At 48.7% G+C, this 16,964-nt stretch carries 7 protein-coding genes; all 7 read right to left on the bottom strand.

Annotated elements, in window-relative coordinates:
- Positions 1 to 15: 15 nt before the first annotated feature.
- The 7 genes from FSB84_RS26130 to FSB84_RS26100 are packed head-to-tail and all read right to left on the bottom strand — an operon-like array spanning position 16 to position 16,921.
- Positions 16 to 2,391, bottom strand: a complete 2,376-nt coding sequence (locus FSB84_RS26130; protein WP_130540782.1) for an ABC transporter permease — start codon at positions 2,389 to 2,391, stop codon at positions 16 to 18.
- Between the two features lie 24 nt (positions 2,392 to 2,415).
- Positions 2,416 to 4,797: an ABC transporter permease gene (locus tag FSB84_RS26125; RefSeq protein ID WP_130540781.1), complete on the bottom strand. Its 2,382-nt coding sequence runs from the start codon at positions 4,795 to 4,797 to the stop codon at positions 2,416 to 2,418.
- 27 nt (positions 4,798 to 4,824) lie between these two features.
- Entirely contained in the window at positions 4,825 to 7,245 is a 2,421-nt protein-coding gene (locus tag FSB84_RS26120) for an ABC transporter permease (RefSeq protein WP_130540780.1), read from the bottom strand.
- A 12-nt stretch (positions 7,246 to 7,257) separates the two neighbouring features.
- Positions 7,258 to 9,648, bottom strand: a complete 2,391-nt coding sequence (locus FSB84_RS26115; RefSeq protein ID WP_130540779.1) for an ABC transporter permease — start codon at positions 9,646 to 9,648, stop codon at positions 7,258 to 7,260.
- Positions 9,649 to 9,679: 31 nt separating this feature from the next.
- Complete coding sequence (locus FSB84_RS26110) at positions 9,680 to 12,103, bottom strand: ABC transporter permease (RefSeq protein WP_130540778.1); 2,424 nt, start codon at positions 12,101 to 12,103, stop codon at positions 9,680 to 9,682.
- Positions 12,104 to 12,119: 16 nt separating this feature from the next.
- Positions 12,120 to 14,570, bottom strand: coding sequence for an ABC transporter permease (locus tag FSB84_RS26105; protein WP_130540777.1), 2,451 nt, complete (start codon positions 14,568 to 14,570; stop codon positions 12,120 to 12,122).
- Positions 14,571 to 14,590: 20 nt separating this feature from the next.
- Entirely contained in the window at positions 14,591 to 16,921 is a 2,331-nt protein-coding gene (locus FSB84_RS26100; RefSeq protein ID WP_225979892.1) for an ABC transporter permease, read from the bottom strand.
- Between the last annotated feature and the right edge of the window lie 43 nt (positions 16,922 to 16,964).

The following is a 16,964-nucleotide window of genomic DNA, read 5'->3' as shown; positions in this document are numbered from 1 at the left end:
ATGATCGTTAGTATTCTAGTCGCGTTTGAGCGCCTTCACTGTATTACCGAGCGCAGCTTTGACAGCTTGTGTGCTCACTGTAACGATCGTGAGGAATAATGCTACGCCAAAAGCTATCGCAAAGATCCACCAGGGCTGTGTTGTACGGTATTCATAATCCTGTAACCAGATATTCATGAAATGCCAGGCCAGTGGCGCTGCCAGCGCAAATGAGAGCAGTATCAGCAAACAGAAATCTTTCGACAATAATTGCCAGATGCTATAAACAGAAGCGCCCAGGATCTTACGAATGCTCACTTCTCTAAGACGCTGTTCCGCAACAAATGTTGCAAGGCCGAAAATGCCGAGACAACTGATAAGGATAGCCAGCATGGCAAAGATGCCGGAGAGCTTGCCAACTCTTTCTTCCGAAGCAAATTTCTTCCCATGTACTTCATCCACAAACCTGTACTGAAAAGGCGCAGAAGGGTTGTGTTTTTTGAAAATGGGTTCCATTCCGGCAATAGCATCGGGAATACTCTTATTGTCTCCCAGGCGAACGAGCATGCTGTTGGCCCAATCATAACTGAGTATATAGATGGTTGGCTCAACAGGATTATAGGGAGAGGTCATCACAATATCTTTTACAACACCCACCACCTCATAATTGCGTTCCCCCCATTTTATGGTTGCTCCGAGAGGGGTTTTAAATTGCAGGATTTTCAACGCGGATTCATTCACGATCATGGATGCACTGTCTTGGAAGCTTCTTGAAAAATCCCTGCCCTGTAAAATTTCCCATTTTACTGTTTTCCCATAATCGTGTGTGATGCCGATAGTGCCGAAATCAGCAATAAAATCCGGGTCCTTACCTTGCCAGTTATAACCACTCTGTGTGCTGTATAAACTGGTGATGGGAGAGGAAGCGGTTGCCATATCGGCTGCAAATCCCGTCTGGCGCAATTCCTGGCGAATCACATCATAATGTTTTCTCAACTCATCCGTATTCATATTGATCTGCACCATTCGCTGATTATCGAAACCAGTAGGTCTGTTCCTGGCATGATCAATTTGTCTTTTTACTACAATGGTTCCGATGATGAGTGTAATACTGACGGTGAATTGCAGCACAACCAATACTTTTCTTGGTAAAGCAGCAAATCTTCCTGCTTTGAATGAACCACGAAAAACTCTTATGGGATTGAATGCAGAAAGATAAAATGCAGGGTAGCTGCCTGCGAGCAAACCGGTGAAGGCAGTAAAACCCAATACGCAGCTCCAGAACAGTGGCTTGTTCCAGGGGATGTGCATGTCTTTGGCCGCAATTTCATTGAACCAGGGCATAACCAGGGATACCAGTATCAAAGCCATCACCAAACTGATCAGCGCCACTGCAAGGCTTTCACCCAGGAATTGAAATATCAGTTCTTTTTTCTGTGAGCCGAGTGTTTTGCGGATGCCTACCTCTTTGGATCGCTTTTCTGATCTGGCTGTTGCAAGGTTCATGAAATTGATGCAGGCGAGTAACAAAACAAAAACCCCAATGGCGCCGAAGAGCCAAACAAATCTGATCCTGCCGCCAGCTCTTTCACCATTTTTGAATTCACCTCGCAGATACCAATCCTTCATGGGCAGGATCATTAATGATTCTTTCCAGTTTGGGTTTTTGAAATAAGGATTCAGTAAAGTGCTGATCTTATTGTTGATCGCATTGTATGCATTGGGCTGGTTGAGCTGCACAAAAAGTTGGAAAGAATGATTGTCCCATCGATCCGAATTGTTTTTGATCCATGGCTGCATGATCTCATAACCTTTCCAGCTCCCTAAAAAATTTACATTGTAAAAACTGGAGCTACGGGGAAGATCCTTATACACACCTGCAACTGCCACTTCAAAATCTTTCCCCACCCGAAAAGGTTTCCCCAATGCATCTTCATCAGCAAACAGGGCTTTGGCGAGACTTTCATTGATCAGCACTGCATGAGGGTCTTTCAAAGCATTGATATCACCCCTGATCATATTCACTGTGATCATAGAAGGGAAATCTTCCTGAACCCACATGCCGTCGCTGTTGAGCTTTTTATCACCAACAGCAAAGAGGCTTTGCATATGCCAGGAAGCAAGTGCAACTGCCTTAAAGTCCTGCGGTAATTTTGTACGCAGCTCATTGGCGAAAGGATAGGCATTGGCCATCATCACGTTCTTGTTGCCACTGATCTGCTGATTTACATAAACCTGTCCTAATGTATCAAAGTTCGAATGTTCCTTATCGTGATTAAGTTCATCCAGAACCCAGAGTGCAATGAGCATCACAACTGCCATTCCGAGTGAAAGGCCAGTGATATTGATGATACTGGTGACCCTGCTTCTGCGCAGTGACCTCAAGGTTGTGATCAGGTAATTGCGGAACATATGCGGGTGTTTTAAAAATTAGTATTATTCGCTTCTCAGACTTTTGACGGGATTGCTCAGGGCCGCTCGTATTGCCTGGTAGCTTACTGTGGAAATAGTGATGATCAATGCGCCGCCCAGGGCTACGCCAAATAACCACCAGCTCAGCTCTGTACGGTACTGGTAGCTTTGCAGCCAGTTCTTCATGAACAAATAAGCAAGCGGCGTGGAAATCAGGAATGCGATGAATACCAGCAGCAGAAAATCCTTCGATAACAATTGCCAGATGCTTAACACGGAGGCTCCTAAAACCTTGCGTACTCCGATCTCTTTCACGCGTTGCTCGGCTACATAGGAAGCCAGTCCGAATATTCCCAGGCAGCTGATGAAAATGGCCAGCGCTGCAAAGAATCCACCGAGCTTACCGATCCTTTCCTCGGCAGCGAATTTGGAACCATACAGCTCATCTGCAAACTTGTATTCGAAGGGAGAAGCAGGATCATGTTTCCTGAAAACTTTTTCTATGGATGCCAGCGCTGTGGGTAAGCTGGTTTCGGGTTTGATGCGGATATTGATCACTTCGCTCCAGTTATAGCTGAGCAAAAAGATGCCGGGCTGCACAGGCTGATAAGGCGATGTCATGATGATATTCTTCACCACGCCGATCACATGGTACCTGTCGCCATTCCAATTGATGATCTGACCAACCGGATCCTTGAAGCCGGTGAGCTCCACAGCAGCTTCATTCAGTACCAGTCCGCTTGAGTCGGATGCGAATTCCCTGCTGAAATCCCTTCCTTTGGTGATATTCCACTGAACAGTATTTCCGAAATCATGTGTAACGGCAGTAGTGCCAAAAACAGGAACGGAATTGGGATCCATTCCCTGCCACTGGAAACCTACCTGTGATGCCCAGAGATTGGTGACAGGGGAAGATGATTGCCCCATATTGGCCACCACGCCGGTTTTCAACAGGTCATCGCGCAGCACATCATAATGGCCGCGAAGCTCAGGTGTATTGATGAAGATCTGGATCAGTCCTTCACGTGCGAAGCCCACAGGCCGGTTGCGTGCATGCTGGATCTGCCGAAGCACCACAATAGTTCCGATGATCAGCACAATACTCACAGTGAATTGCAGCACCACCAGCACTTTGCGGGGAATAGCCGCGAACCTTCCTGACCTGAATGTGCCTTTCAAAACTTTTACGGGCTGGAAAGAAGAAAGATAGAATGCGGGATAACTACCAGCGAGCAGACCGGTAATGATGGTGAACCCTGCAATTGAGATCCAGAACAGTGGCTGGTCCCAGAGGATGTTTATTTCTTTTGCGGCCAGCTGATTGAACCAGCCGATACTGATGTAAACGAGTATTATAGAGATGATGGCGGATACGATCGCCACCAGCACAGATTCAGTCAGGAACTGCCTGATAAGTTGTTGCCGCATGGAGCCGATGGCTTTCCTGATGCCCACTTCCCTGGCTCTTTTTTCAGAGCGGGCGGTGCTGAGATTCATGAAATTGATACAGGCCAGCAATAATACAAAAGCCCCGATGATACCGAAGAGCCAGACAAACTGAATGCGGCCGCCACTTGCCTTACCTGTTTTGAATTCACTGCGCAGGTACCAGTCCTTCATCGGATGCACTACTACGCTTTCTTCGCCTGATTCCGCAGCCACCAAATGTTTCATGGGAATATGTTCCACTTTTTTGGTGACCTGCTCAAAATTATCAGCGGCATTAAGTTGCACAAAGCAGAGGAAACTGTGCATGCCCCAGGCATCGTCTGCATCCCTGGCAATGCCGTTCAGCGCTTCGAAGGTTGACCAGGTGCCGAAATAGGCAGCACCGTTCAGTGATGTATTGTGAGGAAGATCCTCGTAGATGCCAGCTACTTTCACATCCTGCGTGTTGTTGACGCGAATGGTTTTGTTGATCGGATCATCATTCCCGAAAAGTGCGGAAGACATCGACTGTGATAAAAAAATAGAACTGGGATCTTTGAGACCTGCATAATTCCCCTTTATCATTTTCAGTCCCATCATTTCCGGGAATTCAGGTTCCACCCACATCCCGTCCCTGTTGAATTTCTTGTCTCCATATCCCAGCAACCAGTTGCTTTTGGGTGAGGTGAGGGCCACGGCCTTGAAATCATCGGGATATTCCGTTCTCAATGCCTGCGCCAGCGGCGCAGCGATATATGTGTGCGCATTGTATTTCCCATCCCTTTTCTGAATGGTCATCATCTGACCAATAGCGCTGTAATTCTTGTGATACTGATCATAGCTGAGCTCATCATGTATCCAGAGCCCGATTAGGATCACTACGGCCATGCCGGTAGATAGTCCCAGGATATTGATCAGTGAAAAAGATTTACTTTTCATCAGATTGCGCCAGGCAATCTTCAGGGAATTGATGAGCATGCTATGGCGTTTTATTCTTTTCTGTTTTTATTCATTTCTCAGGCTCTCTACAGGATTACTCAATGCAGCACGGATAGCCTGAAAACTCACGGTCAGTATGGCGATCAATAACGTAACAATAGCTGTTCCGGCAAATACCCACCAGCTAATGGCGCTTCTGTATGCAAAATGTTGCAACCAGTTGTTCATTGCCCACCAGGCAAAGGGGAAAGCGATGAGCTCTGCAATGAATACCAGTTTCAGAAAGTCCTTTGATAACAACTGAACAATGCCGCCAACGGATGCACCCAATACTTTGCGGATGCCGATCTCTTTCGTGCGTTGCTCGGCTGCATAGGCAGCCAGCCCGAATAATCCAAGACAGGCGATCATCACGGCCAGTATCGAAAAGGCGAGTGAGATCTTGCCGGTGCGTTGTTCGGCCTCGTAGATCCTGTTGAAATCCTCATCCATGAAAGTGAAGCGGAATGGTTGGTCCGGCGCAATCCCTTTCCAGATATCGCGAACTTTGTCAACAGCAGTTTGCTGGTTGCCTGCGGGAATCCGGATGGCTACCGAGCCTCTGTCGAAGCGGTTCTGCAACAGCAGGGGACCAACAGTCTCGCGCATGCTGTTGAAATTGAAATCCTTTACCACACCTACGATAGTGTAGGGAGAATTGCTGCTGCCGATATAACCATCTGGCATGTAGATGGTCTGACCTACCGGATTGGTATAGCCGAATATTTTGGCTGCTGCTTCATTGATCAGCACGGCGGAAGAATCCGTTGGGAAATCACGACTGAAATTCCTGCCCGCTGCCATTTCCATGCCGAGCGTAGGCACATAGTCTTCATCTACTGCCCATATCTGCAATGAAACACTGTTGGAAGATGTGGCGGTAGCATCTTTGAACACAACATCTGTATTGCGGTCGGAGCTGGTAGGCAGGTAGCCGGTCATGGTAACATCTCTGGCGATCCCTGATCTTTTCACTTCGTCCTTGAACAGTGTCGATTTATTGCCGAGGATCTGTGCATCATTCACAATCAGCACCTGTTCGCGGTTGAACCCTGTTTTCTTATTGCGGATATAATTGAGCTGATTGTAAATGACCACCGTGCCAATAATGAGAAAAATAGAAATGCCGAACTGGAAAACCACCAGTGAATTCCGCATCCAGCCTGTTCTGAAACCTGCTGCCAGCTTTCCTTTCAGTACTTTGATGGGCTGGAAGGAGGAGAGGAAGAAGGCCGGATAACTGCCTGCAATGATGCCCACCACAATGGCAAAGCCAATGAGGATGAGGCCAACACCCGGAGTTATCTCTTTTGCAAAATCTATGGACTTGCCGCTTAGCTGGTTGAACCAGGGAAGGAAGGACCAGGCCAGGATCAACGCCAGCAGCAGGGATACGATGCTGATAACAATGGATTCCATCAGGAACTGCATCACCAGGCTCCTGCGTAATGAGCCCATCACTTTCCTTACACCCACTTCACGTGCTCGGTTGGAAGACCTGGCTGTGGAAAGGTTCATGAAATTGACACATGCGATCAGGAGGATGAACAAGGCAACAGCAGAAAAAATATACACATATTGCACATTGCTGTTCGCTCCCAGTTCAGCTATAAGGTCTGAATGAAGATGGATGGAGGTAAGCGGACGGATATCATAACGGATATGATCACCCTTTTTTTCCAGTTCATCCAGTGTACTGTTGAGGAGGCCCTTCAATTGAGGGGCAACATGTTTTACAACGATGCCACGTAAACCTGCCTGCACAGTTTCGGGGCCAGCGCCTTCCTTCAATAAAAAATAGGTGTTGAAATTATTGCCGAGCCAGTGGTTGCGGCGGCTTTCCTCCAGTGTTTCCAGTGATATGAAGAAATCGTATTTGAAATGGGAGGTTGCAGGAAGATCCCTGATCACGCCGGCAATCTGCAAATTACGATTGCCTGTTTCCAGGTATTGCCCGGCCACTGTTGTTTTGCCGAAATATTTTCTGGCTGTGGATTCCGTGATCACAACGGTATTGGGCTGTTGCAGCGCCCGCCGCGGATTGCCATCAAGTACAGGCAATGTGAATACATCAAAGATGGAAGCATCTGCATAGATCACGCGGTCTTCCATGATATTCTCCGTGCCCTTGCGGAAGAGCTGGTTGCCCTGCCCGCGAAAGCGCGCCACGGCTTCGATCTGCGGGAACTCATCTTTCAGTACTTTGGCCAGCGGATCCGGACCGGTAGCGATCAGGAAATCGGAACCGCCGAAACGGATATCGGTATCGATCCGGTAAATGCGGTCCGCATTTGTATTGTACTTGTCGAAGCTCAGTTCATCTTTCACATACAGGAGGATGAGGAGACAGGCCGCGAGGCCCATTGCCAGCCCGGTAATGTTGAGGGCTGAGAAGCTCTTGTTCTTCCACAAACTCCTTAAGGCGATCTTCCAATAGTTCCGGAACATGGCTTACAGATTTTATTCGGTTCTCAATGCTTTTACAGGATTGGCGATGGCCGCTTTCACTGCCTGGAAACTGATGGTGAACAGGCCAATCAGCAGGGCTGCCGTGCCGGCAATGGCGAAAACAGACCAGGTGATATTGATCCTGTATGCGAAATTCTGCAACCATTTATGCATGAAGAACCAGGCTAACGGAGCAGACACCACGAAGGAGATGCCAGCCAGCCAGATGAATTCCTTCGACAGCAGGTGCAGGATATTGCTCACGCTGGCTCCCATTACTTTACGGATACCGATCTCTTTGGTGCGTTGCATGGTGCTGTAGGCGGTGAGGCCCAGCAAACCAAGACAGGAGATGAGTATCGCCAGTGCGGCAAAATTCAGGAAGAGCTCGCCGAAGCGCTGCTCATCGCGGTATTTATGATCGAAAATTTCATCGATGAAAGTGTAGGAGAAAGGAAGATTGGGAACCATCTCTTTCCATTTCTTTTTGATAGCAGCAATGGTGACCGGGATCTGTCCACCTGCCACATTCACAGTGAGGTGGTCATAACCGCCATTGCCGGATTCAGCCATACGTAAGGTGAGGGGCTTGATCTCTTCCTGCAGACCATTGTAGTTGAAGTCCTTCATCACCCCAATGATCTGTCCTTCACTGCCCCATTGTTTGTATTTTTTGCCGATGGCCTGTTTGGGATCGGAGTAGCCGAACATCTTAACAGCGGATTCGTTGATCACCATGGCTTTTGTGGTATCTGTGAGGAAATCCCTGGAGAATTGCCTGCCGGCCACCATCTGGATCTCTAACTGTGGCATATAATCGAAATCCACGAAGATCAGGTTTAGGTTGGCCACCTGGTATTCGCCACTCGTATTTTCTATTTCCGAGTAGGCGCCATTCCAGCCGTTACCGGGCACACTGGATCCGAGTGAAACTGATTTCACACCGGGAATTTTCCTGATCTCTTCCTTGAAGGTCTTCTGCGTTTTAGTGGCTTCCGTTCTGATCACCAGCATCTGGTCTTTCTTGAAGCCCAGGTCCTGGTTGCGCATATAGCTGGTTTGAAAATACACCACCAGTGTGGCGATGATCAATGCAATGGAGATGGTGAACTGCGCTACCACCAATCCTTTTCTCAGCAGGATGCCTTTTGTTCCTGTGGCGAACCTGCCTTTCAATACCACGATGGGCCTGAACCTTGCCAGTACCAGGGCAGGATAGAAGCCAGCCAGCAATCCGATGCCAACGGATGCCACAAACAACCAGGCGGGATATTGCCAGTTGGAGAATACGCCGGTGCTGATTGTCTTTCCTGCCAGGTTATTGAACATGGGTAATAGCAGCATGGTTAACAGTAATGCCAAACCGAAAGCGATGAGGCTGATGATCAGGGATTCTCCAATGAATTGCCTGATAAGCTGGTACTTGCCGGCCCCGGCCACTTTTCGGATCCCTACTTCCTTGGCGCGTTCGGTGGAGCGGGCTGTTGTAAGGTTCACGAAATTGATACAGGCGATAACGAGTATGAAGATGGCAACAATAGAAAAAATGTACACATTGTTGATCTTACCGCTCTTGCCGTCGTTACGGTCTGAATAGAGATATACATCACGGACGGGCTTCAGGAAAAGGGTCACCCACATTTTCCATTTGTCCATTTCCTCACCATTCATTCTTTTCAGGAAATCGGGGAGCTTCTTTTCCAGGTCTGCGCCGGTGGTGCCGGTTTTCAACAGAATGTAGGCATCGGCGCCGTAATTGCCCCATTGTTTATCGAGGTTCGGATTGAGCTCGGCTGTGAGTGAGCTCATGCTGAAGATCATGGGCGAATTGATCTGTGTGTTTTCAGGGAGATCTTTCATTACACCCGTTACGATATTGGGACGGGCCTGATCTCCCAACAATAAGGTCTTGCCCATGGGGTCTTCATTTCCGAAATATTTTTTAGCGGCAGTTTCCGTGAGTACAGCGGAGAATGGGGCTGCCAAAGCGGTATTGGGATCGCCCTTCAGCAATTGCCAGCCAAAAATGCGGAAGGCAGCGGAGTCAACCACCAGAATATTATCTTCTTTGAACTTGATTTCGCCATAGCGTACGATCATCGGTGTATTGAGCACCCTTGCAAACTCCTCCACTTCCGGAAATTCCGTTTTCAGGTTCGGTGGTACGGCAAAGGAGGGCCCTCCGGCGTGGATCACTTCAGTGGGCGTTTTGATATCTGCCGCAATCTTGTAGATCCTGTCTGCCTTCGGATGGAAATTCTCATAGCTCAGCTCAAACTTCACGAACAGGAATATCAGGAAGCAGGCCGTCATGCCAATGGTGAGGCCCATGATATTGATGAACGAAAAAGCCTTGTGCCGCCAGAGATTGCGAAAGGCCGTTTTAAGAAGGTTTCTGAACATAAAGGTTGTTTTAAGGAATGGCTATGATGGTTTATTCACTTCTCAAACTCTTGACCGGGCTGGCCAATGCGGCCCGCACGGCTTTGTAACCAACGGTGATCCAGGCGATACCCAGTGAAATGAGGATCGCTACAATGAATACGCCGATGCTGATATGCACGCGGAATACAAAATCCTGCAACCAGTTATTCATGAGCAGCCAGGCCAGTGGTGTGGCAATCACGAATGCAATGCTGATGAGGATGGTGAACTCTTTCGAGAACAGGTAAACGATATTGCCCGTGCTGGCGCCAAGTACTTTGCGGATGCCCACTTCCTTTGTTTTCTGCACAGCCATGAAACTTACCAGTCCGTATAAGCCCAAACAGGAAATGAAGATGGCCAGCGCTGCAAAGAATTTATAGAGCCTGCTTAATTGTTCTTCCTGCAGGTAGAACTCAGCGATATTCTCATCCACGAAGAAGCTGCTATAAGCATATTCGGGATAGAATTTTTCCCAGACATCCTTGATGGCTTTATTGGTTTGAGAGAAATTTCTGCCGCTGAATTTTACGGCCACCTGACCGTATCTGCTGCTCATAGAGGATATTTCCAGTGGCTTGATACTTTCACGAAGTGAATTGGTCTTGAAATCCTTCACCACGCCAACGATGGGCTTCCATCCGCCACGGCCCAGCCTGATCTCTTTACCGATCACTTCCTCAGGACTTTTTGCGCCCACTTTTTCTACAAATGTTTCATTCACCACGATCTCGGAAATAGTATCGCTTTTCCTGAAAGGACGTCCTGCCAGCAGTTCCAGCTGATAGGTTTTGAAATAATCTTCATCCGCGAATTTGTGGAAGATATCGAAAGGCTCATCATCTCCGCGGTGATCGAATGAGAAATTGGATGATGAGTTGTTATCGGAAGAGGGGGCATCGCTGTTGCGGGATACATCCACCACACCATTCAGGTCTTTCAGTGCTGCCTTGAAAGCCGTCTGGCGGGAAAGCACGGCGCTGTCAGCGCGACTGTTCAATACCAGCACTGCATCCTTTTTGAATCCGAGGTCTGCATTACGCACGAAGTTCATTTGCGAAACGGCGATGATGGTACCGATGATCAGCACCTGCGAGATGGCAAACTGAGTGATCACCAGTCCGCGGCGGATAGAGATGCCGCCTACATTGGCGGATGTGATCTTGTTCTTCAGTGCCAGCGCCGGTCTGAAGCCGCTCAATACCAGTGCGGGGTAGGAGCCTGCCAGCAATGTAACGGCAATGGCTATGCCCAGCAGGAAGAGCATATTGTTCATTGTGAACAGGGCCGGTGTTTCTTCTATATTGATGAATGTTTTCAGGTAAGGCAATGCCAGTTGCGCCAGCAGCAGTGCGATGCCCACGGAGAACACCACTATCACGGCTGTTTCGCCCATCATCTGCCAGAACAGCTGCCAGCGGTTACCGCCGAGAACTTTTCTCACGCCTACCTCGCGGGAGCGGCCAATGGCCTGCGCTGTGCTCAGGTTCACGAAATTGATACAGGCCATCACGATGATCAGTATGCCGATCAGCGAAAGTGTGAGCAGTGAGGCCTTGCTGGTCACATGGTCCCCGAAATTGCCGCCCATGCGGTCATCGAAGTGCAGCATGCTGAGTGGCTGCAGCACGGCTCTTCTGTAATCGTCTTTCTTTTTCTGGGGGAAGTTCTTTTTGTTGAACTCGTCTATACGTGCCTGTAAGGTAGCCTCACTCATATTCTCCGGGCGGAGGATCATCACCTGGTGATTGCTGCTGAGCAATCCCCAGCCTTCGTCCCAACCATAATCTTTGATGGTCCTGAGCGTAGCGTAGCTGGTGATCACACTCATGGGCATATCGGAATTCAGGGGTTGATCATCAAACACGCCGCCTACGGTGAGTACATAGGAATTGTCAAGCCGGATGGTTTGTCCGTTGGCTTTTTCCCAGCTGCCGAAATACTTTGTGGCAGTGGCTTTGCTGAGCACGGCCATATTGGGCGCCTTGAGCACATCGGCATTACCGCTGAGCCATTTCACGTCGAATATTTTGAAGTATTCAGGCTCCATGAAGAAAGCGCCTCTGTCTTCCAGGAATTTCTTTTCGATATTGGTGCCTGCTTCCAGTTGGCCGATCACCGTGAACTGGCTGCCGAAATGCGCATTGAGGGCGGCGATGGTTACATCGGGCATTTGTGTGCGCAGGGTGGCAATGGCAGGGAAGGGAGTACCCGGATTGTAATCCAGACCGGATGCGTCCCTGTCTTCCGTAACGGCCCTGTATATGCGGGAATAATTGGTATTGAACTTCTCGTAGGAATTCTCGTACCTGATCACGAGGAACAGCAACAGGCAAGCCGCAATCCCGATGGCCAGTCCGGCCACATTGATGGCGGAGTACCCCTTGTAGCGGAGTACATTCCTTACAGCGATCTTCCAGTAATTCTTTATCATGACTTGTACTTTTCGGTTATTCGTTGCGCAGGCTTTTCACAGGATCGGAAAGCGCTGCGCGGATGGTTTGAAAACTGAGTGTGATCAGTGCAATGATGATGGTTATACCGCCGGTAAGGATGAAGAGCCACCAGCTTATTGCAGCACGATAGGCAAACTGCTGCAGCCATTGATGCAGGCCGATCCAGGCGATGGGCACGGCAATCAGCAATGCGATAGCCACCAGTGCAATGATGTCTTTGCTCAGCAGGCTAACGATCTGCGTTACGGAAGCGCCCAGCACTTTGCGCACACCGATCTCCTTGGTGCGCTGCAGGGTGGTGAAAGTGACAAGCCCGAGCAATCCCAGGCAACTGATCAGTACGGCCAGTCCTGCTGCCCAGAAGAGGAGCCGGGATGTTTTTTGTTCATTATCGTAAGCATTGGCCAGGGATTCATCAAAGAAATCTGCCTTGTATTCGAGTTCAGGATAGACTGATCTGAATTCCTGCCCGGCTTTGGCGAGGGCATTTTTCCAGGCAGTGCCTGTTGCATTCTGCGGATGCAGCAACAGGTGCATGGTATTGAGCCTGTTGCCCTCATTGCTGATGACGAGCGGACGGATAGCTTCGTGCAATGTTTTCTGGTTGAAATCTTTCAGTACGCCTGCAATGGGGACCAGTCGGTTATCCCAGCTCAGGTTCCTGCCAATGGCTTCTTCAGGGTTCTTGAAGCCAAGTATATTGGCATAGGTCTGGTTGATGAGCATTTCACTGAGCGTATCGCTTTTTCGTATATTCCTTCCCGCTATGAGCTGAAGGCCATACACATGGATGTAATTTGAGTCGCCCACTTTGATATCGATGCTGGCTTCCAGATCTTTCTGTCCGTCTTTATAGTTGATAGTGCTGGTCCAGATACTCCTGCTGGAGGGTGGGTGGCCGCCGATGGCCACATTGGCAATTTCCGGAATGGCGCGTAGCCTGTCAGCCAGTTGTTCCCTTTTCATGGGATTGGACTCGCCCCAGGGCGTTCTGATGAATACGATAGCATCCTTGCGCATGCCAATATCTTTATTGAGCGCGAACTTCACCTGTTTGGCCACCATCAGGGTGGCAATAATGAATACCTGCGCCACCACAAACTGGGAAACGGTGAGTGTTTTTCTCAGGATGGTCCTTCTCGTATGTCCGTTATCGGTAGCCGTATTATTTTTCAGCACCTGGATGGGCCTGAAACCCGACAATACCAGGGCAGGATAGATGCCTGAAAGGAAACTGACCACCAGTACCAGCGCCGCAAGGAAGATCCAGATATTTGGATCGCCTGTATTGGGGAAGCGGATACCGGCAGGAATGAAATCCGAGAACAGTTTCAATACCAGGGGCGCCAAAATGCAGCTGAGGATAGTGGCAATCAGTGTGAGCAAAAGCGTTTCGCCCATGAACTGTGTGATCAGTTGGCGTTTGCTGCTGCCCATCGTTTTCCTGATACCGATCTCTTTGGCCCTGGTACTGCTTTGCGCAGTGGTAAGGTTGATGAAGTTGATACAGCCGAGCAATAACAGGAAACCTGCAATGGCCAGCAGGCCATACAAGGTGGGCCTGTTGCCCATGCGCTGGTTGAAATTGGGATAGCGTGCATCGAAATGCACATCAGTAAGTGGTTGCAGGGAATAGAACTGATCATTAGAACTTTTCACATCGCGGGTATAATTCCGGCGGAAGAGATCGGTCACCTGCTGCGCGATGGAAGCAGAGGATGTTCCCTCAGGTAGTTTCAGTAGTATTTGTGTATTATCGCTGGTATTGTCCCATTCAAGCCAGTCGTGGGGTTGCATATTGGGCTTCGCCAGTGTGCTGTAACTTACAAATCCAATGAAATTGAAGTCTGTTCTGTCTTCCCGGACTTTAACCACTCCACTAACGGTAACAGTTACTGTATCTTCCAGATAAAGCTGTTTACCTGTAAGCTGATCATAGGGAATGCCGGGAAAATATTTATCTGCACTGGCAGTGTTGAGTACTACCTGGTTGGGCGTATTGAGGGATGCATCGGGTGTTCCGTTCACCCACTGCTGCGGAAGTATTTTGAAGTATGATGGATAGGTGTAGATGAAACCTTCCTGGTTCTTGTATATATCGCGTTGTCCGTTATCGCGCAATACAGTAACCTTCAGCATATCGGAGAGCTGGCGGTAAGGCGCTGCTTCTTCTATTCCACTTATATTACCGGGGATGGCATTCACCAGCGGCACGTTCACGCCACTGTTGTAAAACTTATCCTCTGCCGATGTGAAATTGGATACAACGCGATAGATGCGCTGATGGTCCGGTACGGCGCGCTCAAAGCTGAAATCCCAGTTCACCATCAGGTAGATCACCAGCGCTGCGCTGATACCGATGGCCAGTCCCAGCATATTCAGGATGGTAAATACTTTGTTCTTCCAGAGGCTTCTAAATGCGGTACTAAGATATGTTTTGAACATTGGGATAAGTTTTTAAATGATCATTCGCTTCTCAGTGATTTGGTTGGATTGCTCATGGCCGCTTTGATGGAATTGTAGCTCACTGTAGCGAGCGCAATCAAAATGGCTCCCGCACCTGCGAGGATGAATACCCACCACTGAATGCTGATCCGGTAAGTGTAATCCTGCAACCAGGTATGCATGGCCCACCAGGCAATGGGTGTGGCGATCACCAGTGATACCAGCACCAGCGCCAGGAAATCTTTGCTCAACAGGGTAGTGATGCTGAGCACTGATGCGCCCAGCACTTTCCTTACGCCAATTTCCTTGATCCTGTTCTCTGCCATATAAGTGGCCAGGGCAAATAGTCCCAGGCAACTGATGAAGATGGTGAGGCCGGCAAAAAGGCTGGCCAGTGTGGCGATCCTTTTTTCGTCATTGAATTTCTTCTCGTATTCAGTATCGATGAATTTGAAATTGAAAGGAAAATCGGGATTGAACTTTTTGTAAACAGCTTCCACGGCTTTTAGATTGTCTGCTGTGGATCGTTCAGGATTCAGACGTATGTGTAATACATTGAACCAGCCTTTTGGTCCTGCAATCACCATGGGCAATTTGGGGAGATAAGGGGATGCAAGGATCACGTCTTTCACCACGCCAACGATGGTCCATGTTTTATTCATATCGCCGAAGGTCTTGCCCAGTGGGTCCTTGAATCCCATTAAACTGGCTGCGGATTCGTTGATGAGGGCAGAGAGGGAGTCTCCCGGAAATTCTTTCAGGTTGATATCACGTCCTTTGATGAGTGTGAAGCCCGCGGTCTTTACGAGGTTGCCATCGGTACAGAACCGGTCGAGAACAATTTTGGAGCTCTCGTCTTTCCCATCCCAGGAGATGCCCCAGCTATTGCTCCAGTTCTCGGTGAGGGGCGCGCTGGTCTTGCTCATAGACAAAACTGCGCCTGAACTGATCAGAGCCTGTGCGATCACATCATAATTCTTTTTGATCTCCTTTGTGAGGTGGATATAACCAAGATCGCTTCTGTTGTAGCCAGCATCGCGGTCCTGCGCATGTTTGATCTGCTGGCGAATGATGATGGTGGATACGATCAGCACGATGGCAATGGTGAACTGTGTTACCACCAATAATTTTCTGGGAGTGATCAGTGCCTGTACTTTATGCGCAGCTCCTTTCAGCACACGTATGGGACGGAATGAAGAAAGATAGAATGCAGGATAGCTTCCGGCCAGTAAACCGGTGAACAGAACAAAACCAGCTGCCATCAGCCAGAAATAGATATTTGTGTAGGGGACGAAGAGTACTTTGGTAACAAGGTTGTTGAAAGCCGGAAGGCTCAGGTGCACAAGGATCAGGGCCACCAATCCGGCAATGAAGGTGAGCAGCACTGATTCTCCGAGGAACTGCCCGATCAGTGAACCGCGCTGAGCGCCTACTACTTTTCGAATACCTACTTCACGCGCTCTCTTCTCGCTGCGGGCGGTACTCAGATTCATGAAATTGATACAGGCGATCAACAATATCAGGCCGGCTATCACACCAAATAATCGTACGAGAGAGATCCTGCCGCCAACATTCACTCCATTATCGAATTGTTCCCAAAGCCTCAGTTTGGAAACGGGATGAAGGAACACTTCCGTGTCTTCATCGTTATTGGAATGGGTGATAGTGACTTTCTTTATTTTTTCATTCAGCGTTGCTTCGTTTACGTTAGGTTTAAGTTTTACGAAAGTGGAAACGGAGTTGTTGCCCCACCAGTCATCGTCCCAACCCAGTTTTGTCATGTAGAGCCAGGGCAGGATGAATTCGAATTTGAACTGGGAATTGTCGGGAAGGTCTTCCAGAACGCCTGTTACAGTAAAGTTGCTGGCTTCATTATAGGGGTTCATGGAAATCACTTTGCCCATAGGATCTTCATTGCCGAAGAGCTTTTTCGCAAGGGTGGCGGTGAGTACCACGGAGTAAGTGCCGTCCAGGGCTTTGCTTACACTTCCCTGTTTGAGTTTGAAATCGAAGATGTGCAGGAAATCCGGATCAGCAAACATGCCTGCTCCATTGATCTTTTTGTTGCCCGCTATCAATAGCAGATTGTTGTCGTCTGCACGGCTCATGTATTCTATATCAGGATACTCTGCTTTAAGGGTCTTTCCCAGGATTTTGGGAGTAGCGGACCAAACCTGTAGTTTACCATCGAAATCAGCCCTGTTCATCACTTTGTATATTCTTTCCTGGTCTGTATAGAAACGGTCGAAGCTCAGCTCATGCTGTATCCATAACAGGATGAGAATAGCTGCCGCCATCCCGATGGAGAGCCCAAGGAGGTTGATGGCAGAGAACCTTTTATTCTTCCACAAGTTCCTGAATCCAATTTTAAAATAGTTGAGCAACATGGGTGAT

The sequence above is a fragment of the Pseudobacter ginsenosidimutans genome (assembly GCF_007970185.1).
In the GTDB taxonomy this organism is placed as follows: Bacteria; Bacteroidota; Bacteroidia; order Chitinophagales; family Chitinophagaceae; genus Pseudobacter; species Pseudobacter ginsenosidimutans.
This window is presented reverse-complemented; position numbering and strand designations above follow the sequence as displayed.